The 22407-nt window shown below is 61.8% G+C and carries 23 protein-coding genes; 11 read left to right on the forward strand and 12 right to left on the reverse strand.

Annotated features, from left to right (window positions below; translation table 11 throughout):
* Positions 1 to 11 precede the first annotated feature (11 nt).
* Positions 12 to 851: an iron uptake system protein EfeO gene (gene efeO / locus M2375_RS18685; RefSeq protein ID WP_259169446.1), complete on the forward strand. Its 840-nt coding sequence runs from the start codon at positions 12 to 14 to the stop codon at positions 849 to 851.
* 444 nt (positions 852 to 1295) lie between these two features.
* Here efeO and M2375_RS18690 read toward each other — a convergent pair whose 3' ends face one another.
* Positions 1296 to 2219 carry a LysR family transcriptional regulator gene (locus tag M2375_RS18690; protein WP_259169447.1) on the reverse strand — a complete coding sequence of 308 codons (924 nt, stop codon included), beginning with the start codon at positions 2217 to 2219 and terminating at the stop codon, positions 1296 to 1298.
* 399 nt (positions 2220 to 2618) lie between these two features.
* Here M2375_RS18690 and M2375_RS18695 point away from each other — a divergent pair, with 399 nt between their 5' ends.
* The 5 genes from M2375_RS18695 to M2375_RS18715 all read left to right on the forward strand — a co-directional run bounded on the left by M2375_RS18695 (position 2619) and on the right by M2375_RS18715 (position 5470).
* Positions 2619 to 3395: an SDR family oxidoreductase gene (locus M2375_RS18695; RefSeq protein WP_259169448.1), complete on the forward strand. Its 777-nt coding sequence runs from the start codon at positions 2619 to 2621 to the stop codon at positions 3393 to 3395.
* Entirely contained in the window at positions 3388 to 3789 is a 402-nt protein-coding gene (locus M2375_RS18700) for a heme-binding protein (RefSeq protein WP_259169449.1), read from the forward strand. The genes M2375_RS18695 and M2375_RS18700 overlap by 8 nt, the downstream gene beginning before the upstream one ends.
* 139 nt (positions 3790 to 3928) lie before the next feature.
* On the forward strand, positions 3929 to 4402 hold the full coding sequence (locus M2375_RS18705; protein ID WP_259169450.1) for a hypothetical protein: 474 nt from the start codon (positions 3929 to 3931) through the stop codon (positions 4400 to 4402).
* 12 nt (positions 4403 to 4414) lie between these two features.
* Positions 4415 to 4825, forward strand: a complete 411-nt coding sequence (locus M2375_RS18710; protein ID WP_259169451.1) for a transposase — start codon at positions 4415 to 4417, stop codon at positions 4823 to 4825.
* A gap of 138 nt (positions 4826 to 4963) precedes the next feature.
* Positions 4964 to 5470: a DUF6882 domain-containing protein gene (locus M2375_RS18715; protein WP_259169452.1), complete on the forward strand. Its 507-nt coding sequence runs from the start codon at positions 4964 to 4966 to the stop codon at positions 5468 to 5470.
* 15 nt (positions 5471 to 5485) lie between these two features.
* Here the strand turns inward: M2375_RS18715 and M2375_RS18720 are convergent, their stop codons facing one another.
* Positions 5486 to 5866 carry a VOC family protein gene (locus M2375_RS18720; protein ID WP_259169453.1) on the reverse strand — a complete coding sequence of 127 codons (381 nt, stop codon included), beginning with the start codon at positions 5864 to 5866 and terminating at the stop codon, positions 5486 to 5488.
* A 148-nt stretch (positions 5867 to 6014) separates the two neighbouring features.
* Here M2375_RS18720 and M2375_RS18725 point away from each other — a divergent pair, with 148 nt between their 5' ends.
* On the forward strand, positions 6015 to 6500 hold the full coding sequence (locus M2375_RS18725; RefSeq protein ID WP_259169455.1) for an Rrf2 family transcriptional regulator: 486 nt from the start codon (positions 6015 to 6017) through the stop codon (positions 6498 to 6500).
* Complete coding sequence (locus M2375_RS18730; RefSeq protein WP_259169456.1) at positions 6484 to 7383, forward strand: NAD(P)/FAD-dependent oxidoreductase; 900 nt, start codon at positions 6484 to 6486, stop codon at positions 7381 to 7383. Before M2375_RS18725 ends, M2375_RS18730 begins: the two co-directional genes overlap by 17 nt.
* 69 nt (positions 7384 to 7452) lie before the next feature.
* Here the strand turns inward: M2375_RS18730 and M2375_RS18735 are convergent, their stop codons facing one another.
* The 6 genes from M2375_RS18735 to M2375_RS18760 all read right to left on the reverse strand — a co-directional run bounded on the left by M2375_RS18735 (position 7453) and on the right by M2375_RS18760 (position 13922).
* On the reverse strand, positions 7453 to 8367 hold the full coding sequence (locus M2375_RS18735; RefSeq protein ID WP_259169457.1) for an NAD(P)-dependent oxidoreductase: 915 nt from the start codon (positions 8365 to 8367) through the stop codon (positions 7453 to 7455).
* Between the two features lie 57 nt (positions 8368 to 8424).
* A complete protein-coding gene (locus M2375_RS18740; RefSeq protein WP_259169458.1) occupies positions 8425 to 9849 on the reverse strand; it encodes an aldehyde dehydrogenase family protein in 1425 nt (474 codons plus the stop codon).
* Between the two features lie 74 nt (positions 9850 to 9923).
* Positions 9924 to 11135 (reverse strand): ABC transporter substrate-binding protein, encoded by a 1212-nt coding sequence (locus M2375_RS18745; protein ID WP_259169459.1) that lies wholly within the window; start codon positions 11133 to 11135, stop codon positions 9924 to 9926.
* Positions 11136 to 11202: 67 nt separating this feature from the next.
* Complete coding sequence (locus M2375_RS18750; RefSeq protein WP_259169460.1) at positions 11203 to 12681, reverse strand: aldehyde dehydrogenase; 1479 nt, start codon at positions 12679 to 12681, stop codon at positions 11203 to 11205.
* Between the two features lie 111 nt (positions 12682 to 12792).
* A complete protein-coding gene (locus tag M2375_RS18755; RefSeq protein WP_259169461.1) occupies positions 12793 to 13389 on the reverse strand; it encodes a thiamine pyrophosphate-dependent enzyme in 597 nt (198 codons plus the stop codon).
* A complete protein-coding gene (locus M2375_RS18760; RefSeq protein WP_259169463.1) occupies positions 13389 to 13922 on the reverse strand; it encodes a thiamine pyrophosphate-binding protein in 534 nt (177 codons plus the stop codon). Before M2375_RS18760 ends, M2375_RS18755 begins: the two co-directional genes overlap by 1 nt.
* A gap of 108 nt (positions 13923 to 14030) precedes the next feature.
* Here M2375_RS18760 and M2375_RS18765 point away from each other — a divergent pair, with 108 nt between their 5' ends.
* Entirely contained in the window at positions 14031 to 14984 is a 954-nt protein-coding gene (locus M2375_RS18765; protein WP_259169466.1) for a LysR substrate-binding domain-containing protein, read from the forward strand.
* 83 nt (positions 14985 to 15067) lie between these two features.
* Here M2375_RS18765 and katG read toward each other — a convergent pair whose 3' ends face one another.
* From katG to M2375_RS18780, 3 genes are all read right to left on the reverse strand, one after another.
* On the reverse strand, positions 15068 to 17278 hold the full coding sequence (katG, locus tag M2375_RS18770; RefSeq protein WP_259169468.1) for a catalase/peroxidase HPI: 2211 nt from the start codon (positions 17276 to 17278) through the stop codon (positions 15068 to 15070).
* 336 nt (positions 17279 to 17614) lie between these two features.
* The gene (gene rocF / locus M2375_RS18775) at positions 17615 to 18589 is read right to left on the reverse strand and encodes an arginase (protein WP_259169469.1); all 975 of its coding nucleotides are present in this window, start codon (positions 18587 to 18589) and stop codon (positions 17615 to 17617) included.
* The gene (locus tag M2375_RS18780; protein ID WP_259169471.1) at positions 18573 to 19664 is read right to left on the reverse strand and encodes an ornithine cyclodeaminase; all 1092 of its coding nucleotides are present in this window, start codon (positions 19662 to 19664) and stop codon (positions 18573 to 18575) included. The genes rocF and M2375_RS18780 overlap by 17 nt, the downstream gene beginning before the upstream one ends.
* Before the next feature lie 153 nt (positions 19665 to 19817).
* Here M2375_RS18780 and M2375_RS18785 point away from each other — a divergent pair, with 153 nt between their 5' ends.
* On the forward strand, positions 19818 to 20243 hold the full coding sequence (locus tag M2375_RS18785; protein WP_259169539.1) for an Lrp/AsnC family transcriptional regulator: 426 nt from the start codon (positions 19818 to 19820) through the stop codon (positions 20241 to 20243).
* A gap of 34 nt (positions 20244 to 20277) precedes the next feature.
* On the opposite strand, the gene M2375_RS18790 is transcribed toward M2375_RS18785, so the two are convergent.
* The gene (locus tag M2375_RS18790) at positions 20278 to 20967 is read right to left on the reverse strand and encodes a DUF4336 domain-containing protein (protein ID WP_259169473.1); all 690 of its coding nucleotides are present in this window, start codon (positions 20965 to 20967) and stop codon (positions 20278 to 20280) included.
* Between the two features lie 116 nt (positions 20968 to 21083).
* Between M2375_RS18790 and M2375_RS18795 the strand changes: the two genes are divergently transcribed.
* Complete coding sequence (locus M2375_RS18795) at positions 21084 to 22364, forward strand: NAD(P)/FAD-dependent oxidoreductase (protein WP_259169475.1); 1281 nt, start codon at positions 21084 to 21086, stop codon at positions 22362 to 22364.
* Positions 22365 to 22407 lie beyond the last annotated feature (43 nt).

The following is a 22407-nucleotide window of genomic DNA, read 5'->3' on the forward strand; positions in this document are numbered from 1 at the left end:
GGAGTTCTCGTATGTTTATGCGTCGCCAATTTTTGCAAGGCCTGGTGCTGGCCGGCAGTGCCAGCCTCGTCCCCTTGTCCAGCTGGGCGGCAGAGGGCGTGTCTGCGCTGGAGCTGGTCAAGCCCCTGGCGGAGTACAAGCTCTACGTCAACACCAACCTGCGCGAGCTGGTCAAAGGCGTGCAGGCCTTTACCGACGCGGTCAAGGCCGGCAAGGTCGAAGAGGCCAAGAAGATGTATGCCCAGGTGCGCCGCCCTTATGAGCGCATCGAGCCGATTGCCGAGCTGTTTGCCGACTTGGACAAGAGCATGGATTCGCGCGCAGACGACCATGAAAAGGCCGAGAAGGATCCCGGTTTTACCGGCTTCCACCGCATCGAGTACGGCCTGTGGGTGGAGAAAAGCACCAAGGGCCTGACCCCCTTTGCCGACAAGCTGCTGGCCGATGCCAAGGAGTTGCAAAAGCGCGTGGGGGGCCTGACCTTCCCGCCAGAAAAGGTGGTGGGCGGCGCGGCCGTGTTGATGGAAGAGGTGGCTGCCACCAAGATCTCGGGCGAGGAAGAGCGCTACAGCCACACCGATCTGGACGACTTCCAGGCCAACTTTGAAGGTGCGGACAAGATTTTTGAGCTGCTGCGCCCCCTGGTCGAGAAAAAGGACAAGGCCTTTGTCGACAAGACCGCTGCCAACTTCAAGACCGTGTTCGATATTTTGGCCAAGTACCGCAAGCCCGATGGCAGCTTTGAGCTGTACACCAAGTTGGGCGAGGGGGACCGCAAGATTCTGGCGGGCCGCGTCAACACCTTGGCAGAAGACCTGTCCAAGCTGCGCGGCATGCTCGGCCTGAACTGATCTGGGTGCCACAGGGCTGGGGAGCACTACCAGCTCTGCTATTTTGAAAGCCGCTCATCGCTGATGGGCGTGTAGGGTGCCGTGTTGTTTGCGACTGGATGCCTCAAACAAGGCGACAGAGCGACGAATTGCCATGTGTTGGTGAAACTCGTGGTGTCTTGCCACTCGAAAAGCGCCCGGTGATCCCGGGCGTTTCGCGTTGTTGTAGCTTCTGATGGATCTTGAAGATATTCTCACTGCATGCAAATTGAGAGCCCTCGAGGGCGTGGTTGCTCAGACTGGCAAGCTGGCGGATCGGTTAATGCGGACAGCCGGCCTGCATGCCCGGGAGTGCCCTGTGTGCGTTCGGGCTGGATGCGTCTTGGAATGTAAATTGAAAACAACCAAAAATATTGCTGGTCATGCTTTGTTTACACATTTTTGAATAATCACATTTCTTCATAGTCAAGATTTTGCATGCGGATTATTTTCTTTAACCATGTCAATGAGTGCGCGTAAAGCTGTAGATATCTGTCGATGTCCAGAATAGCAAAGGCACAGTCCAGGAAATGGCGGGCACCAGTCTTCTAATAGCCGAATGAGCCTGCCATCCTTTAGCGCATGTTGTACCAGGTGGTCTGGTACAAATGCGATACCCACGCCATCCATTGCAGCTTCGACCATCAGAGACTGGTCGGTAAGGGTCAGAGGTCCTTTCACATCAATGACTTCGCTCGCTCCGTGTCGTTCAAACTCCCACCGATAGATCTTGCCGCTTTCAAAGCGAAACCGAACACAGGAGTGGCGGTAGAGATCCTGAGGAACTTGGGGGCATCCATGCTCAGCCACGTACTGTGGTGATGCAACCGCAGCAAAGCGCACATCTCCGCCCAAAGGTACAGAAATCATATCCTTGGGCACCGCTTCGGCAAGACGGATACCTGCGTCAAAACCCTCTCCGATGATGTCGCTCAATCGCCCGTCGCTCACTATATCTAATTGAACCTCGGGGTACATTTTCAAAAACTGCGCAAGGATAGGCAGCAAAATTATGCGTATTGCTCCCTCACTGGCATTGATTCTCACCGTACCTCTGGGCATCTGCCGAAGCTGATCTACGTCACGTAGTGCATCTTCAATGGCTGTCATTGCTGGGCGTAACTTCGCAGCTAGCCGTTCACCCGCTTCAGTAAGCGAGACACTGCGAGTGGTGCGATTGACCAGTCGAACCCCTAAGCGCTGCTCCATCCCTTTTACGGAATGGCTTACGGCAGAAGGCGTAATGTCAAGATCTATAGCCGCCCCCCGAAAGCTCTCACGAGATGCCACTGCAAGAAATACTGCAAATGCAAAAAAATCTCCGTTCTTGGGTCGGTGTGCATTTTCCATTTCAATTGATGTCTCGCTAAAAATATGAATTTGTTTTCAATAAAATCTGAATTCGTTCAACTGAGATATTGAGCTTGCAAATAAGTGCTGAGAGAAATAAATCCTCTGATTGGTCGAGTCTGAAGAAAGCGGTTTACTCGCCCAAAACTAAAAACTCAATGCCGCCAATGTGATTGATAAGCTCATTGATTAGATCGACAACAGTGTTCAAGCGAGTACCCCCTGAATAGTCTGAGTCTAATTGCCGGCCAGTCTAACTCAGAGTCTCTCCCCCTTGCTCAAAGCTGAGGGACGGAATTTCTGATTGATGAATTGACCTCACTTAGCTGTAAAGCCAGGGCTTATTGTTCATTTATAAATGGATTTTTACACTCGTGTCATCACTTCAAAGGAACACGAATGTCTCAAAAAATCTTGATCACTGGTGCTAGCTCGGGCTTCGGACGAGGCGCTGCCATCGAGCTGGCACGTCTGGGTCATACAGTCGTTGCAGCTGCCGAAACCTGGCCACAAGTGCGCACCTTGCGTGAAGATGCAAAGACGGCGGGAGTCAGTTTGGACGTCATCAAGTTGAACTTGCTCGATCCCATCGATATCGCCCATGCAGGCTCGTTTGATCCAGATGTACTGGTCTTGAACGCGGGTGTTATGGAGGGCGGCTCCGTCGTCGACATTCCAATGCAAAGGGTGCGGGAGTCTTTCGATATCAACGTATTTGGACACCTGGAGCTTGTACAGGCCATCGTGCCGAAAATGGTGGCTCGCAAGTCAGGCAAGATCGTCTGGACATCTTCGATGGGCGGCATTCTGGTTGTGCCGTTCCTGGGTATCTATTGCGCCACCAAACACGCCATCGAGGCCATTGCAGGCTCTATGAAGGCAGAGCTTGAGCCCCATGGCGTGAAGGTCGCCACTGTCAATCCGGGCGTTTTTGGTACTGGGTTCAATGACACCGGTGCGGAGAGCTACGTACAGTGGTATGACGAAAAAGCCGCCGTGGTTCCCATGCCTGATTTCAGTGGCAGTTTGGTGGGCCAAGCAGATCCTCAAGAGAGGATCGACGCAATGGTCGAGATCATTCCGGCTGACAAGCACCTTTATCGCACCATGCGCCCAATTGCGACCATCGAAGCCGCTAAGAAGTGGCAAGAAACTGAATGGACTCAGGATGTCTGAGATCACGCTAGACCATGCCAATCGGATCCTGGCGCAAGGCCGTGTAGCCGCTCAAAAAAATGGCTTGAATGCAGTATTCGCGATCATGGATACGGGCGCGCACCTCGTGGCCTTTTCCAGGATGGACGGTGCCTGGCTCGCGTCCAATGAGCTGTCGATCGCCAAGGCTCGTACAGCAGTCATGTTCCAAGCACCATCCGAATTTCTCAACCCCCCATTGCAGATCGGCCAGCCCCTTGCCCACTTTGACCACGTTCACAGCGGAGGCCTGTTGCTGATGGGTGGAGGCCTGCCGCTCTTCAATGAGGATGGTCTTTTGATTGGCTCCATCGGAGTCTCTGGAGGGACCCCCGAGCAAGATGCGGCCTTGGCGCGTGCTGCAGTCACCGCTTAGGCAAATAGAGAAGGCCCTTGGCCGCTGCCAATCGCAGAACCATGGCCAACGAGCGGCTCTATATGGATAAAGGGATCGAGTAAAAGACACTTCGCAGTGTCATGCAGGCCGGGACGGCCTGCACCTCTGAAGGGAGGCAATGATTCAAAGCTATTTGAATGCTGAGCGCGTAAGTGCGACCATACTGGTAATTATTGGCCTGCTGGCTATCTGCATCGCCGCATGGGGTTGGCGCAATGGTGCATTTTGGAGAGGAGCTGCCATTGCAATGCTTGCAATGGCAGTCATTCAAATTAGCGTAGGCGCAACAATTCTTGTGACGAGCCCAAAACAGGCACAAAGCATGGCAAGGTTAATAGTCGTGCAAAAGTCTTTGGCGGTTAAGGATGAAATATCAAGAATGCAAAGCACGTTGAAAGGCTTTTCAATTTATCTAAGTTTTGAGCTGGGATTATTTTTGATTGGATTGTTTATATTTTTTATAGCATCAAGCGATGGCTTTTGGCGTGGATTTGCTATCGCACTTTTGATTCAGGCAGCCGTGGTGCTGGCGTCAGATTTCTTGGCCGTCCGGCGAGCGTACGCATATTTGACCTGGCTAAATAAAATATAAAAATAGCAAAGTATGAGGAATACTCCCTCTCATGATCACTGTTTGCAAGATATAAGTGCTTTAGAGCCACGAGCAAGAAGAAGGTGGTCTAAGCAAGAAAAATTGGCGATCATTCAGCAAACCTATGCTGCTGGGCAATCTGTATCAATGGTGGCGAGTCATTATGGTATCAATACAAATTTGCTGTTTCTGTGGCGCAGGCAGTATGAGCAAGGTCTGCTCATACCCCTTAAGCCAGGCGAACAAGGTGTTGCGTTAGAGCTGTTCACCGATGTTTTACGGCAGTTGCGTGAGCTGCAGCAGCTGCTAGGAAAAAAGAGCCAAGAGGCAGAGATATTGAAGCTCACACTGGAGTATGACCGACAAGCGCGTATGAGAATGCTCGGCGCTCGAATTGGGATGCTTCAGAGCAAGCATGGGTGAAGGAGTGATATATGCCTATGTCCTTGTAATAGCACCCAACAAGTCGCAGGCGCTGTAGCGCCCTGCGGAGCGGTTTTTATCGGCGCAGCCCCCCGGGATTGGCCGACAATGGCGGCTGCATTTTGAACCGCTAGCGCTATGAACGACACCACCACCAGCCCCGATGCGGGCGAGACCGACTGGGCTGCCTGGAGCCGAGAAGCCGTCGAGACCATGATGGCCCGCAATACCGAATGGCCACGCCAGTTTGGCCTGCTCGCTGCGCCCCAGTACCACTGGGATTTGCAGAACGCCAGCCTGGTGTTGCAGGGGCCGCTGCACGCGGTGCAGGGCACCGTCTGCCTGGTGGGCACCAGCAGCCAGAGCGATGGCAGCTTTGTGTGGAGCTGGGCCAATGCCGACATCCCTGCCCAGCATGGCCAGGCGCTGGAGGTCGTGCATGACTTTGGCCGCGAGCACCAACTGGCCTTGTTGACCACCGCGCGCATTCCTGGTGGCCGGCCTGAGGCGACAGAATGCCTCTGCATTGCCGCCCGCCTGCAGCGCGCCATCGGTACCTTTGTCGACCAGCAAGGCGATATCACGCTGTACTTCAGCATCCTGCATCTGCAGGTCGCGCCGGCGGTGGACCAAGCCTTGCAGTAAGCGCAGCTTTCCGCATCAAAGCTGCGGCGCCGACTGGCCCTCCGCGGGGCAGATAAGCCCCAGGCTGCAACCAAAGGGGTCCAGCAGCATGGCGGCGCTTGCCCCCAGGCTGGTGGTGATCGGCCCACGGTACAGCTGTGCACCGTGGGCCTGCAGGCGCTCAACGGCGGCGTCCAGGTCAGCCACCTCCCAGTACACCGTCGTACCGCCGACGCCACCCGGGCATTTGCCATCGACCGGGTGAAAGCCGATCAACAAGCCCGGCCCCTGCACAAACGCATAGTGCGCGTTCTCTTGCTGTACCTCAGCGCCCAGGAGCTGCGCATACCAAGTGGCCGCTGCATCGATATCGGCGACAAACAACACGACGGACTCCAGCTTTTTGAACAAGGCCATTCCTTTGCGATGGGTGGGGAGGGTGGGCGATTGTGGCATGGGATAGTGGTGCGCTGGCGGGTGGTGGCCGGCGCTTGCCCCTTAACCCGGAAATGGTTATGGAGACAGCCAGCGACGCCAAGTCATTTCATGTAACTACAATAGTTGCATGAAACACAACAGCCAGTTTTCCGATGTTCTGCATGTGCTGCTGCACCTGGCAGAGGCGCAGACGCCGCTGACCTCCGAGGTGCTGGCGCAAACCATGGACACCAACCCCGTGGTGCTGCGGCGCCTGATGGCCGGCTTGCGCGATGCCGGCATGGTCTCGTCCGGCAAAGGCCATGGGGGTGGCTGGCTGATTGCAGCCGGCTGGGGCGAGACAACATTGCGCGACATCCACCAGGCGCTGGGCGCACCGGCGCTGGTGTCGCTGGGCTTTCGCGAGGACCACCCCGAATGCCTGGTTGCGCAGGTGGTCAACCACTCGCTGCGCAGCGCCATGCAGGAGGCCGAGGCCTCGCTGCTTGAGAAGTTAGGCGCGGTCACGCTGGCGCAGCTGTCCGCCCAGATCGGTACCTCCTTGCGGGCGCACCGGCTGGCCAAAACATCCACTTCGTACCGTATAGAGGACCACCATGGACATTCACACTGATTTCGCCGTCATTGGCGGCAGCTACGCCGGCATGTCGGCCGCCTTGCAACTGGCCCGCGCGCGGCGCCAGGTTACCGTCATCGACGCGGGTGTGCGCCGCAACCGCTCTGTAGACGAAGCGGGCAGTACCTCGCATGGCTTTTTGTCACGCGACGGTGTGGCCCCTGCCCAGCTGTGGCGAGAGGCGCGCGCGCAATTGCTGCAGTACCCGACCGTGCGCTGGATCGAGGGCCAGGCCGAGCAGGCCCGTGTATTGCCCAGCGGCGAGCTGGCTTTTGAAGTGGCCGGCCAGTTGCTGGTGGCGCGCCGCGTGGTGCTGGCAACGGGGGTACGTGATGCGCTGCCTGCCGTGCCGGGCCTGGCAGAGCGCTGGGGCAAAAGCGTGTTCCATTGCCCTTATTGCCATGGTTATGAGGTGGGTGGCGGCGCGATCGGCGTGATTGCCGCATCGCCGCTGGCCCACCACCATGGGCTGATGCTGCCCGACTGGGGGCCAACCACCTTGTTCCTCAACGGCGCCTACGTGCCCAGCGAGAGTGATTTGGCCGATTTTGCAAGGCGTGGCACCCAGATCGAGGCCACGCCGGTGCTGCGCATCGACGGTTTTGCCGATGTGGTGCTGGCCGATGGCAGAACGGTCCCCCTGCAAGGCCTGTTCACCCAGCCACGTACCTCGCCCGCCAGCCCCGTGGCTCAGCAGCTGGGCTGCACGCTGGCCGATGGCCCCATGGGGCCCTATGTGCAGGTCGATGCCATGCAGCAAACCAGCGTGGCCAACGTGTTCGCCTGCGGCGATGGCGCGCGTGCAGCGGGCAGCATTGCGCTGGCGGTGGCCGATGGCGCGATGGCAGGCGTGGCCGCACACCGCGCGTCCATGCTTTGAGCGAATGGCTGGATGCAGAAAACGCCCCTCGGGGCGTTTTTTCATGCGCAGCTGAGCCGTCCAAGGCGATCAGCTGGGCTTCCAGCCTTCTGGCACCCGGGGCCGCTCGATCTTGGCCAGCTCGCAGACCACATCGGCGATGCCGGAAAAATCGATACCGCCAAACTGGCTGGCACGGGCCAGGCTGAAGGATTCATGCACGGCAGCGGCGACCGGCATGGGCACGCGGGCGGCATGCGCAGCGCTGACGACCAGCGACAAATCCTTGTGGGCCAGATCGATGGTGAAACCCGGCGAGGTATCGCCCGCCAGCACCTTGTTGGGAAAGTTCATGCGCAGCTGGCCATTGGTGGCTGAGGTGCCGTAGAGGACCTGCAGGGTTTTGCTGATATCGAGCCCAAAGCGCTGCGACAGGGCCAGCGCCTCGGCATTGACCTGGCACAAGGTGATGGCCACATAGTTGTTGACCAGCTTGGTGCGCCCGCCCGCGCCCACAGGGCCGCAGTGGTAGGTAGTGGTGCCCATGGCATCCAGCAGTGGTTTGACCTTGGCGAAATCGGCATCGCTGGCGCCGACCATGAACAGGCTCTCTCCCCGGTCAGCATGTTCGGCCAGGCGGCCCACGGGCGCATCGACCACGGTCATCTGGCGGCCAGCGGCGGCCTTGCTCAGGCGGTCTGTCGCCAGCGGGTCGATGGTGCTCATATCGAGCAGGATGGTGCCCGGCAGCGCATTGGCAAAGATGCCATCAGCGCCCTGGGCGATCTGCTCGACCTCGACCGAGGAGGGCAGCATGGTGATCACTACTGTGCAGCGGCGTGCAATATCGGGCACCGTCGCAGCTTCTGCGCCCAGTGCCACCAGCGCCTCTACGGCCTGGGGGTTGAGGTCGGCCACCAAGAGGCTGAAGCCTTTTTTCTGCAGATTGGCGGCCATGGAGCGGCCCATGCGTCCCAGGCCGATAAAACCGATGCTGTCTGTCATGCTGAGGGTCTCCTGCGGATGTATCAAGATTGGCACGTTGGAAAAGTGGAAGACGGCTTAGTACGCGATGTAGGCGGTCTTGGTGCTGGTATAGAAATCCACCGCATAGCGCCCCTGCTCGCGCGGGCCGTAGCTGGAGGCCCGTGTGCCGCCAAAGGGCACGTGGTAGTCGAGCCCGGCGGTAGGCAGGTTGACCATGGCCAGCCCGCTGCGCACATGCAGGCGGAAATGGTTGGCCGCGCGCAGCGACGTGGTGCAGATGCCGGCCGAGAGGCCGTAGCGCGTGTCATTGGCCGTCGCCAGCGCCTCGTCGTAATCAGCGACCTTGATGACGCTGGCCACCGGGCCAAAGATCTCTTCTTGGTTGATGCGCATGGCGTTGTTGCTGCGGGTGAGCAGGGCCGGCCGCACAAAGTAGCCGGGGGAGGCTGCCTCCACGGGCGTGCCACCTTCGACCAGTTCAGCGCCTTCGCGCTTGCCCAGGTCCAGGTAGTGCTGGATCTTGTCGAACTGCGACTGGTTGATGACCGGGCCGATCTGCGTGGCCTTGTCCAGGCTGTTGCCGACCACCAGTGCGCGCATGCGCGCCGTCAGCGCGTCGACAAAACGGTCATGCACCCGCTCGGTCACGATCAGCCGGCTGGAGGCCGTGCAGCGCTGGCCAGCCGAGAAGAAGGCGCCGTTGAGCGCGCATTCCACCGCCACATCCAGATCGGCATCGTCGAGCACCACCAGCGGGTTCTTGCCGCCCATCTCCAGCTGCAGGCGGATCATCTCGCCAATGGCGGTCTGCGCAATGCTCTGGCCCACATGCACGCTGCCGGTAAACGACACGGCATCCACGCCACTCAGCAGCCCTTGCGCGGCATGCTTGCCGCTGCCGTTGACCAGGTTGGCCACGCCGGGCGGCAGGCCTTGCTCGTCCAGAATGCGGAACAGCGCATGGGCTACGCCAGGTGTGTATTCCGAGGGTTTGAGCACCACCGTGTTGCCAAAGGCCAGAGCGGGGGCCAACTTCCAAGCCGGAATGGCGATGGGAAAGTTCCAGGGCGTGATCAGGCTCACCACGCCCAGCGCATGGCGGCTGATCTGCACACCGATGTCCGGGCGCACGGAGGGCAGACTCTCGCCGCCATAGCGCAGGCATTCGCCGGCAAAGAACTGGAAGATCTGCGCGGCGCGCACCACCTCGCCCAGGCCTTCGGCCAGGGTTTTGCCTGCCTCGCGCGAGACCAGCAGGCCCAGGCTCTCCTTTTGCGCGAACATCTGGTTGGCCACGCGCTGCAAGAAGTCCGAGCGCATCTGCGTCGTCGTGTGCTGCCAGCCGTCAAAGGCGGCGCGCGCGGCTGCCACGGCCTGCTGCATTTGCTCGGCGTCGGCGGCAGCGTAGTCGCCCACCAGCTCCCGCGTGTCGGAGGGGTTCCAGCTTTGGAGGGTGCTGGCGCCGCCCAGCCATTGGCCGTTGATCAGGTTCTCGTTCATGTCTCACTCTCAGGTAGGTCGCGCTGCGCACTTGCGGGGTGCGCAGCGCAGGCAGTCGGCAGGTAGGCCGGGCGTTAGCCGGCTGGCTTGAGCAGCGGGCAGGCGCCTTCTTTGGAAGGTGCGTAGGCCTTGTCGCCCGGGATGGTGCTGACCACCTTGTAGTAGTCCCAGGGCTTGGTCGATTCGGCTGGTTTTTTCACCTGCATCAGGTACATGTCATGCACCATGGCGCCGTCGGCGCGGATGTAGCCCTTGGCAAACATGTCGTCGATGGGCAGCGATTTGAGCGCGGCCATCACCTGGTCGGGCTCGGTGGTACCGGCCTTTTGCACGGCCTTCAGGTAAGTGGTCGTGGCCGAGTAGTCGCCCGCCTGGAAGGTGGTGGGCATCTTCTTGTTCTTGTCGTAGAAGCGCTGGGAGAAGGCGCGTGAGCCTTCGCTCATGTCCCAGTACCAGCCTTCGGTCAGGTACATGCCGCCGGTGGTGCCCAGGCCCAGGCTGTGGATGTCGGTGATAAAGGCCATCAGCACCGCCACGTTCATTTTCTTGTCGATGCCAAATTCTTTGGCGGTCTTGATGGCGTTGATGGTGTCGCCACCGCCATTGGCCAGGCCCATGACCTTGGCGCCCGAGCTTTGCGCCTTCATCACATAGGACGAGAAATCGGAGGTGCTGAGCGGGTGGCGGACGGCGCCCACCACCGTGCCGCCGGTTTGTTTGACGACGGCCATCGCCGCCTGCTCCATCGAGTGGCCGAAGGCGTAGTCCGAGGTGAGGAAGTACCAGTCTTTGTAGCCCTGGCCCACCAGCGCGGCGGCCGTGCCGCGCGCCTGGGCAGAGGTGGAGTAGGTGTAGCGCACCATATAGGGCTGGCAGGCCTCTTCGGTCAGCGAGTCAGCGCCTGCACCCGCGCTGATGAAGACCTTTTTCTTGTCCTTGGACAGGTTGCTGATCGCCAGCGACACGGCGGAGTTGGAGCCGCCGATGATCAGGTCCACGTTGTCGCTGTCCCACCATTGGCGTGCCTTGGATGCGGCGATGTCGGCCTTGTTCTGGTGGTCGGCCGAGATGATCTCGATCTTGCGCCCCAGCACCTCGCCGCCAAAATCGGCCACCGCCATGCGGACGGCATCCAGCCCACCGGGCCCGTCAAAGTCCGAGTACAGGCCCGACATGTCGGTGATGAAGGCGATCTTGACCTTGTCGGGTGCGGCCTGCGCGCCGCTGGCGAGCAGGGCGGTGACCGCCAGTGCGGCTGCAGTAAGGGGCCCGTGTGCTTTTTTCATGCTTGTGTCTCCTGGAGTGATGGACGGGGGTCGGCAGTGCTCTTGGCGGCCCTGCTCGACAACGGAACTAGCGCAGTACAAAGGGGTTGCTGGTGGTCGCTCCACTGTTGATCCAGACCGACTTGGTCTGCAGGTATTCGTAGATCGCGCTCTGGCCGTTTTCGCGACCCAGGCCCGAATCCTTGTAGCCGCCAAAGGGGGCCATAAAGCTCACGGCGCGGTAGGTGTTGACCCAGACCGTGCCGGCCTGCAGGCGCTCGGACATGCGCAGCGCGCGGCCAATATCGCTGGTCCAGACGGCAGCGGCCAGGCCAAAGCGCACATCGTTGGCAATGCGCAGCGCATCGGCCTCGTCGTCAAAGGGGATCACCGACAGCACCGGGCCAAACACCTCTTCTTGCGCAATGCGCATGCCGTTGTGCACCTGGGTGAGGATGGTGGGCTCGATAAACCAGCCCTTGCCACATTCGGCGCGGCTGGCCTTGCTGCCGCCCAGCACCACCTGGGCGCCTTCGGCCTTGGCGATGTCGATGTAGGACAGCACTTTTTCGTACTGGGGCAGGGTGGTGACCGGGCCGACCTGGGTTTCCAGGCTCATCGGGTCGCCCATGCGGGCCGTCGCGGCAAAGGCCACCAGGCGCTCAACAAAGGCATCGTGGATGCTGCGCTGAACCAGGAGGCGCGAGCCAGCGATGCAGGTTTGCCCCGTGGCGGCAAAGATGCCCGAGATGGCGCCATACATGGCCTGCTCCAGGTCGGCATCGGCAAACACGATATTGGGCGATTTGCCACCCAGTTCCATCGAGGCATGTTTGAGCTGCCCGGCTGCCGCCTGGTTGATGGCGCGGCCCGTGACATCGGAGCCGGTAAAGCTCAGCTTGGCGACCAGCGGGTGTTCTACTAGCGCGCTGCCCACCTGCGCCCCGTAGCCGGTGACCACGTTGAACACCCCGGGCGGAAAGCCCGCCTCGTTGAACAGCTCGGCAAACTCCAAGGTCGAGGCGGAGGTGAACTCGGAGGGTTTGACGACCACGGTGCAGCCCGCCGCCAGCGCGGGCGCAATCTTCCAGGCCAGCAAGAAGAGCGGCGAGTTCCAAGGCGTGATGGCGGCCACCACGCCCAGTGGCTCATGGCGGGTAAAGGCAAAGTAGCCTTTTTTGTCCAGCGGCAGGGTGGCCCCTTGCACCTTGTCAGCCAACCCTCCGTAGTAGTAGAACCACTGCGGTATGTACTGCAGCTGGGCACGCATCTCGGCAAACAGTTTGCCGTTGTCCATCACCTCGGTGCGGGCCAGCTTGTCGGCATCGCGCTCGATCAGCGCTGCGAGCTTGCGCAGCAGCGCGCCGCGTTCGGTGGCGCTCAGCTGCGGCCAGGCGCCGCTGCTGAACGCGGTGTGCGCCGCTTGCACTGCTGCATCCACATCGGCGGCATTGCCATCGGGAATCTCCGCCCAGGCCTCACCCGTGTACGGGTTGAGGCTGGCAATCCATTGGCCGCTGGTGGGCGGCTGGGCCTGGCCGGCAATCTGAAGGGAGTAGCGTTTCATGGCAGGTGGGGCAAGAAAGGGGCTGCGGGGCGAGGGCGCCGCAGCGCCGGATGGTGCGGGAAAGCGCAAGGGGCGCCGACCAGGCCATGCCTGGCAGCAGACGGCAGCGCGTTAGAACGGCTGCAGGCCCAGTGCGCTGCGAAAGCGGTTCTTGATAAAGGGGCCATCGCGCGGCGGCAGCGCGCGGGGCGGCTCATCGGCATGGATCAGCGCTTGCACAAAGGTGGTGGCCTGGCGGGCGTTGATGTGCTGGGCCAGCGCATCGGCCTCGTCCACCGTGCGCAGTTGCTGCACCTGGGCAATGCCAAAGCCGCGTGCCACGGCTACCAGATCGGTGCCCAGGCTGCTATGGCTTTTTTGCATGCCGGTTTCGCCATAGTGGCCGTTGTCCAGCACCACAATGCTCAGGTTGGCAGGTGATTTGGCTGCAATCGTGGCCAGGCTGCCAATGCCCATCATCTGCTCGCCGTCACCGGTGATGACCACCACCGGGCGCGTAGGCTGGGCCAGCGCGATGCCCAGCGCCACAGACGAGGCACCACCCATGGCGCCCCACAGGTAGTAGTTGTGGTCGCGGTCGCCAGCGGCAAACACATCGTAGGAGGCGGAGCCGAGGCCGGTGACGACCAGGGCCTCAGGGGTCTGTGCCAGCAGCCGGGCCACAAAAAGGCGGCGGTCCATGGCCGATGAGGTGTGGGCTGTCTGCATCAGTTTCTCTCCCATTTCTTGCGGCCGATTACGTCTTGGCCAATCAACACGGCGATGCGGGCACCGGCCAGGAAGGCGCCATCGAGCGCAGCACTGACGACTTCGTGCGCGTCTTCGGGGCGGCGCACCCGCATCACATGGATGCCCATCAGCTCCATCGCCGCTTGGGTGGCGCGGCCCATGGGCGCTTGCCAGGGGTTGAACTCGGCGTACTCACCGCGCATCGTGACGATGGTGAGAAAGGGGATGTCGGCTGCGCTCAGCAGCGAGAACATATTGATGCAGTTGCCGACGCCGCTGCTTTGCATCAGCAGCACCGCGCGCTGGCCGCCCAGCCAGGCGCCGGCCGCAACCGCCACGCCTTCTTCTTCGGTGGTCAGCGCGACATCGGTGATCTCGGGATCGGCGATGGCGCTCTTGATGACATAGGAATGGCCGGCGTCGGGCACATAGGCCACTTGCTGAATGCCGGCCTCCTTGAGGGCCTGAAATATATCTTTTTGCCAGGGCGGTGGGTTGGGGTTGGCGTTCATCTGCTTTCCGTTTTGTGAACCAGTGAAGGCATCATAAAATGTGATCAAGTGATTTGAATAATCACAATTTTTGATATCTGTATTACCTAATCTGATCGAAGGTGCAGCATGGATTTCAAGCAGCTCAAAGCCTTTTTGACCGTGGCCGACACCGGCAGCGTGACCCGTGCATCGGAGTTGTTGCATGTGGTGCAGCCGGCCGTATCGCGCCAGTTGAAGCTGCTGGAGGAAGACCTGGGCTGCGCGCTGTTTGAGCGCGAGCGCCACGGCATGGTGCTGACTGAGCAGGGCCACGAGCTGGCGAGCTACGCACGCCGCGCCTTTGGCGAGCTGGAGAAAGCCCGGCTGCAGCTGGCTGGCACGCAAGAGGAGGTGACCGGGCTGGTGACGATTGGCCTGCTGCCCAGCACCTGCGATGTGGTATCGAGCGCGCTGGTGGCAGCGCTTGCCAGCCGCTACCCGGGCATCAAGCTGCGTTTGACGGTGGCCTATGCCGGCACGCTCAGGCAATGGCTGGCCAATGGCCAGGTCGATGTGGCCCTGCTGTACGCGGCAGAGAAGCACCCCGATCTGGTGCTGGAGCCGCTGATCGAAGAGGAGTTATGGGGCCTGGGCCCCAAGGGCTGCGGCATGGCAGGCGCTGCCTCGGTGCGCATGGCAGAGATGGCGAGCCGGGCGCTGGTGCTGCCCAGCAACCCGCATGGCATCCGCTTGCTGGTGGAGCATGCCTGCGCGCTGGAGAACCTGCAGCTCAATATCTGCGTGGAGACCGATGCGCTGCCGGTGCAGCGCAGCGTGGTGATCGATGGCCTGGGTTACACCATCCTGCCGCCGATTGCGGTGGTGAACGACCTGGCCGCGGGCCGGCTGGAGGGCGCGCCCTTGACCGAGCCTGAGCTCAAGCGGGTGATTGCGCTGGCCCATGCCACTAACCGCAGCATGACCAAGCCAGTGCGCGCCACCGTGGCGGTGCTGCGCCAGATTCTGCAAGAGGCCGTGGCCTCAGGCGGCTGGCCCAGTGGCAAATGGCTGGCCAGTGCACCGGCCAGCACGCCGGCTTAGTAGTCCGCCATAAAAATGCCCGCCGGCCCCTGCAGCAGGGACGGGCGGGCAGTACTGCCGCACAAGGCTCGCGCCTTGCGGTTTTACTTCAGGTCAAAGCGGTCCAGCTCCATCACCTTGGTCCAGGCGGCGGTAAAGTCCTTGACCATTTTTTCTTTGGCACCGGCTTGGGCATAGACCTCGGCCACAGCGCGCAAGATCGCGTTGGAGCCAAAGACCAGGTCGACACGGCTGGCGGTCCAGCGCTGGGCACCGCTCTTGCGGTCCAGGCCCACAAAGCTGCCATCTTCCTGGGGCTTCCACTGGGTGCCCATGTCCAGCAGGTTGATGAAGAAATCATTGCTCAGTGCGCCGGGGTTGGCAGTCAGCACCCCTTGCGGGTTGCCAGCGGTGTTGATGTTGATGGCGCGCAGGCCACCGACCAGCACCGTCAGCTCCGGGGCGCTCAAGGTCAGCAGCTGGGCCTTGTCGATCAGCAGCGCCTCGGCCGGCGCGGCAAAGCGGCCTTGCAGGTGGTTGCGGAAACCATCGGCCTTGGGCTCCAGGTACTGGAAGGACGCGGCATCGGTCTGCTCGGCCGTGGCATCGCTGCGGCCGGGGTGGAAGGGCAGGGTGGTGGGCACGCCCGCATCGGCGGCGGCCTTTTCGACGCCGGCATTGCCGGCCAGCACGATCAAATCGGCCAGCGAGATGCGCTTGTCGCCATCGGCTGCCTTGTTGAAGGCGCGCTGGATACCTTCGAGCACCGCCAGCACCTTGGCCAGTTGCGCGGGCTGGTTGGCTTCCCAGTCCTTTTGCGGGGCCAGGCGGATGCGGGCACCATTGGCGCCGCCGCGCATGTCCGAGCCCCGGTAGGTGGAGGCCGAGGCCCAGGCTGTGCCGACCAACTCCTGCACCGTCAGGCCCGAGGCCAGCACTTGCGCCTTGAGGCTGGCGACGTCATCGGCGTTGACCAGGGGGTGCGTCACGGCGGGGAGCGGGTCTTGCCAGACCAGCTCTTCCTTGGGCACTTCCGGGCCCAGGTAGCGGCTGCGCGGGCCCATGTCGCGGTGGGTCAGCTTGAACCAGGCGCGGGCAAAGGCTTCGGCAAAGGCCTGGGGATTTTCCAGAAAGCGGCGCGAGATTTTTTCGTAAGCCGGGTCCTGGCGCAGCGACAGATCGGTGGTCAGCATGGTGGGCTTTTTGTTCGGGCCACCATGCGCATCGGGGATGACATCGGGCGCATCCTTGGCCACCCATTGGATGGCGCCGGCCGGGCTTTTCTCTTGCACCCATTCGTACTTGAACAGGTTCTCGAAGAAGAAGTTGCTCCACTGGGCAGGGGTCTGCGTCCAGGTCACTTCCAGGCCGGAGGTGATGGCATCGCGCCCGCTGCCGGAGGCGTAGCTGCTGGTCCAGCCCAGGCCCTGGGCTTCGATGCCATCGGCCTCGGGCTCGGCGCCCACATGGCTGGCTTCGCCAGCGCCATGGGTCTTGCCAAAGGTGTGGCCGCCGGCGATCAGCGCCACGGTTTCTTCGTCGTCCATGGCCATGCGGGCAAAGGTATCGCGGATGTCGCGGGCGGCTGAGATCGGGTCGCCATTGCCGTCCGGGCCTTCGGGGTTCACATAGATCAGGCCCATCTGCACGGCGGCGAGCGGGTTTTCCAGATCGCGGTCACCGCTGTAACGGCTGTTGGGCTTGTCGCTGGAGGCCAGCCATTCCTTCTCGGCACCCCAGTACACGTCTTGGTCGGGTGCCCAGGTGTCGACCCGGCCACCGGCAAAGCCAAAGGTGCGAAAGCCCATGGTTTCCAGTGCGACGTTGCCGCAGAGGATCATCAGATCGCCCCAGGACAGCTGGTTGCCGTATTTTTGCTTGATGGGCCAGAGCAGGCGGCGCGACTTGTCGATATTGACGTTGTCGGGCCAGCTGTTGAGCGGTGCAAAACGCTGCTGGGCGCGGCCCGCGCCGCCACGGCCATCTTGCACGCGGTAGGTGCCTGCCGCATGCCAGGCCATGCGGATGAACTGCGGGCCGTAGTGGCCAAAGTCGGCCGGCCACCAGTCTTGCGAGTCGGTCATCACGGCGCGCAGATCGCGCTTGACGGCCTCGTAATCGAGCTTGTTGAATGCTTCGGCGTAATCGTAGTTTTCACCCAAGGGGTTGTTGGCCGGGTGGTGCTGGCTGAGCAGGTCTACACGCAACTGGTTGGGCCACCAGCTTTGGCTGGTCGTGCCATTGCCTTGGGCGGCCGTTTCGCTGTTGCGCTGGGGGGCTGCACTGTGAAAGGGGCACTTGGATTCAGTGGTCATGGGGGTTCTCCGGTTCAAGCTGACAGGGCGCCAGATACCAGGCGGTATCCGATGGGAGGAAATTCCGATGGATGTGTCGGTTTCCATGTTTTTTGATTATGAATGCCGCTCGCCTGTCCCAGCCGCCTGCACTGATTGAATATCCGCAACTCGATGATTAAGAAAAACCAATCAGCAGCCAGGGCGACCGCGTTGAGGGGATGCAAGCACTGCGTTTGGAAGGGCAGACAGGCGCCATTACAGCATCGGATGCCGGATCGCTGCCGTCAGACAATGCCTACAAGCAAGTCTCCCCTGCGAGGCAAGCGCAGGCGGGCCCCTCAGCCTGCGCGGTGCTCAGCGGTGTACGTTTTTCACCAAGGTGCTTTTGCCAAACAGGCTTTGCACCAGGTCCACCACCAGCTCGGCGGTCTGGTTGCGCAGGTCGAGTGCGGGGTTCAGCTCGACGATGTCGATCGAGCCGAGCAGGCCGGTGTCGGCAATCATCTCCATGCACAGCTGGGCTTCGCGGTAGTTGGGGCCGCCGCGCACGGTGGTGCCGGTGCCTGGGGCAATCTCGGGGTCGAGAAAGTCCACATCAAAGCTCAGGTGCAGATGGGTTTGGCTGGGATCACAGCCAGCCAGCGGCGCCAGGGCGCGCAGCATGGTTTCGCGCATGCCCAGCTCGTCGATGGCGCGCATGTCGAACACATCGATGTTGTGGGTTTTGATCAAATGCTTTTCTTGCGCATCCACGCTGCGCAGCCCGATCTGGCACAGCGATTGCGGCCCCAGCGCTGGCGCAAAGCCGGCCAGGTGCGTCAGCTCGCGCGGGCCCAGGCCTGAGAGGCTGGCCACCGGGATGCCGTGGATATTGCCCGAAGGCGAGGTCTCGGGCGTGTTGAAGTCGGCATGGGCATCGAGCCATAGCACATAAAGGCGCTTGCCCGTATCACGGCAATGGCGTGCCACGGCGCTGATCGAGCCGACCGCCAGGCTGTGGTCGCCGCCCAGCATCAAAGGCATACGGCCGGCTGCCAGCTCGCCGTGCACGGCGTCGTGCACCGCCTGGTTCCAGGCGACGGCTTCGCCAAAGTTGCGCAGATCGCCATGGCGCGCATCGCGCGGCTTGCGCTGGTTGGCGGGGCCCGACAGGTTGCCCAGGTCGCGCACCTCGCAGCCCAGCTCCGCCAAGGCCGGCCCCAACTGGGCCACGCGCAAGGCGTCGGGCCCCATGGCCGCGCCCAGGCGGCCTGCGCCGATATCGGTGGGCACGCCGATGAGGCTGAGGGCGGTGGAGGGCGAGCGAAGGAGGTCAGGCTGGGATGGCATGGCAGTGGGTTGGGGCTAGGTCGTGATGGGGGGCTTCGGGCTGCAATAGCAGCTCGAACAGGTTTTTGGGATTGCGCAATTGTGGCAGCAGGGCCAGCGGTTGCAACAGCTGGTGTTGCTGGGCCAGGGCGTGCATATACCGCAAGGCGGTGTAGTCTTCCAGCGCAAAGCCGACGGAGTCGAACACCGTTATGTCGTCCTCGTGCAGGCGGCCGGCTCGCTCGCCGCGCAGCACCTGCCAGAGCTCGGTCACGGCAAAGTCTTCGGGCATGTGCTGGATCTCGCCTTCGATACGGCTTTGCGGTGCAAATTCGACGAAGACCTTGGCGTCCAGCAGGATGGCAGCATCGAGCTCGGTTTTGCCAGGGCAGTCGCCGCCGACGGCGTTCAGGTGCATGCCAGGCTGCACCATGGCGCGGCTGACGATGGTGGCATTGGCCTTGTCTGCGGTGACGGTGGTGACAATATCGGCGCCTTGCACGGCTTCAGCTGCACTGCTGCAGCGCTGCAGTTGCACGCCAGGTAGCTGCGTTCTTAAGTTGTGGATGAGCTTGTCAGTAGCGGCGGGGTCGATGTCAAACAGGCGCAGGGACTGGATGCCCAGCAGGCCGACAAAGGCCAGGGCCTGGAATTCGCTCTGCGAGCCATTGCCGATCAGCGCCATGCTGCGGCTGCTGCGCCGGGCCAGCAGCTTGGCGGCCATCACCGAAGTGGCGGCAGTGCGCAAAGCGGTGGTCAAGGTCAGCTCGCTGAGCAAGATGGGCGCGCCGGTGTCGGCCCGCATCAAGGCACCAAAAGCCATGATCGACGGAATGCCCCGCTGCGGGTTTTTGGGGTGGCCGTTGACATACTTGAACGCAAAGTGGCTGGCATCGGCCACGGGCATCAGCTCCATCACGCCGTCGGGTGTGTGCTGGGCCAGGCGCGCGGTCTTGTCAAAATCTTCCCAACGCGAAAAATCCTTCTCCAAAGCGCTGACCAGGCCGCGCAGCAGGTCCGTCAGGCCCACACGCTGGACCAGCAGGGCGGCGGCGTCGGTGCTCAGAAAGTCGACTTGTCCGGGGTGGTTCGTCATTTTTTGCTCCTTTTGATTTTTGCGCTGGCTGCAGAACCGAGGCTGTGCAGCAGCAGTTACAAGCAGTGTCTGCGCAAGCAGTCATAAAGCAAAGTGCCAAAAGTGGTAGAAAATGACAGGATTCAGAGCAATTAGTCAGGCTGTATTGTGCATATCGATAATATTGACCAGGCCTTAATCAGCCTGCTGCGCCAGAATGCCCGCGAGAGCGTGGCTACCTTGGCGGGCAAACTGGGCGTGTCGCGCGGCACCGTTACCAACCGCATGGACCGGTTGGAGCGCGACGGCCTGATCGTGGGCTACAGCGTGCGCCTGCGCCCCGATGTGCAGCCCGATGTGCTGCGCGCCTGGATGAGCATCGAGATCACGGGCAATGACACGCGCCGCGTGATGGCGTCCTTGCTGGGCGAGCCCGGCGTGGCTGCACTGCATAGCACCAATGGCCGCTGGGATGTGCTGGCGGAGCTGCAAGTGGCCAGTCTGGAGGCGCTGTCCCAGGTGCTTGAACGCATCCGGTTGATCAAGGGCATCAGCAACAGCGAGACCAGCATCCATCTAGAGAGCTTTCGCGTGTCCTGACAGCGCCGCGCTGCGCTGCGCCGCAGTGCATGGCTTATCGGCGAGGGGCGCGCAAAAATGCCAGCGCTTGCTGCAGCTGTAGGCCGGCATTCTCTGTGAGCACCGCATCATGGGCGAGCACCAGGCGTTCGACCGGCCAGGCACAGAGGGCGCTGGCAGATGCGCTGGCCGCCGCCCGGTCCTTGATGGCAAAGCGCAGCGCGCGCGGCATCGCCAGGCGGCTGCGTGTGCCGTTCAAGCTGTTGAAGAGGCGCGCGGACAGCGACAAATCCTGCGGGTAGTACTGCAGCAAGTCGGTGACGATCAGGCTGGCGCTGGGCTGGTGCAGCCAGACGCATTCGTTGAGAATGGGAATGCCGGTAAAAAACTGCATCGCCAGGGCGGGCTGCCAGGCGGCGGGCAGGGCTTGGTCCAGGCTGTGCAGCTGGGGCAGGTCCGGGCGTTTGGCGGCCAGGCCCGGCGCACCCCACAGCTCAGCCTGCGGGTAATGCGCCTGCCAGTCGCCAGCAAACAGGTGGTGCATGCGGTTGGGGGCGACGATCCAGCGCACGGTGCCCAGCGCATCGAGGGCCGCACGCAGCGCAGGCGAGGGTGCAATGGGCGAGTGCAGCCACAGCGTGCCGTCAGGCAGGCGTACAACAGCCATACGGCTGCGCACCGGCAGCCCATGCACACTGATGTGTTGGCGAGCACTCCAAAGGTCGGGGGCAATGGCTTCAAGCATGGTAGTGAGGGCTGCAGAGGGTGGAATGCCATGGATTGCCATTGTGAATCGGGCGCCTGGGTGCAAAAAGTCTGGCGATGGTCAACAATGGCAGGCAACTTTATGAGGGATCGTACATGCACTATGACGTGGTGATTGTGGGCGGCGGTGCAGGTGGGCTGGAGCTGGCCGCACAGCTGGGGCGCAAGCTTGGCGCGCGCGAAGGGCGCGAGCGTGTGTTGCTGGTGGACAAAATGCCCTTCCATATCTGGAAGCCGACCCTGCACGAGGTGGCAGCGGGCACGCTCGACGCGCACCAGGAAGGCCTGTCTTACACCGTGCTGGCGCGGCGCAACCATTTCAGCTTTGCCATGGGCGAGTTCATGGGGCTGGATGCGGCCAAGCAAAGCATTGTGCTGGCACCGGTCATCAACGATGCGGGCAAGCAGGTGGTGCCCGAGCGCGTCATCAGCTACCAGCACTTGGTGCTGGCCATGGGCAGTGGCTCCAATTCCTTTGGCACGCCAGGTATCGAGCATGCCTATCTGCTGGAGAGCGTGCGGGATGCGCAGCGCTTCCATGCCGACTGGCTTGGCGCCTGCGCCCATGCCTCGTATGCCGAGCCGCGTTCGCTGGCTGTCGCCATTGTGGGTGCCGGTGCCACGGGGGTGGAGCTGTCGGCCGAGCTGATCGAGGCGCACCAGATGCTGCTCGAGAGCCTGTCGGACAGCCAGCGCTTCCGGCTCGATATCAGCCTGATCGAGGGCGGTGAGCGGATCTTGGGCGGCCTGCCACCACGCATCTCGGAGCAGGCCAAGGTGGCCTTGGAGCGCAAGGGCGTGCGGGTGATGACGGGCACGCGCGTGCAGTCGCTGGCGCAGGGCCAGGTGATCACCTCCAACGGCGAGGTGCCAGCGGGTCTGATCGTCTGGGCCGCCGGCATCAAGGCAGCGGACAGCAATGCGCGCCTGGGGCTGGAGGTGAACCGCATCAACCAGTTTGTGGTGGACGACCATTTGCGCACCAGTGCCGGCCGCATTTATGCGATGGGCGATTGCGCAGCCGCCACCTGGACGGAGGGCAAGACCGTGCCGGCGCGCGCCCAGGCGGCCCACCAGCAGGGCAGCTATTTGTGCAAGCTGCTGTTTGCCGCGCTCAAGGAGCGCTCGTTCGACGAGGTGTTTGTTTACCAGGACTTTGGCTCGCTGGTCTCGTTGGGCGACAACAAGGGCGTGGGCAATCTAATGGGCGGCTTGTCGGGCAAGAACTTCTTTGTGCAAGGCCTGATTGCCAAGTGGATGTATATGTCTTTGCACCTGATGCACCACCGCGCCATTTTGGGAACCGGCAAGACGGCGGTGCTGGCGCTGGCCCGATTGCTGCAGCAGCGCGTGTCGGGCCGCATGAAGCTGCATTGAAAGAACTTTGCTCGGCAGTGCCGAGCAAGTTTTTGTGCTGGGT

Origin of the sequence: Comamonas sp. BIGb0152 (assembly GCF_024809975.1) — a bacterium.
Taxonomy (GTDB): domain Bacteria; phylum Pseudomonadota; class Gammaproteobacteria; order Burkholderiales; family Burkholderiaceae_C; genus Comamonas.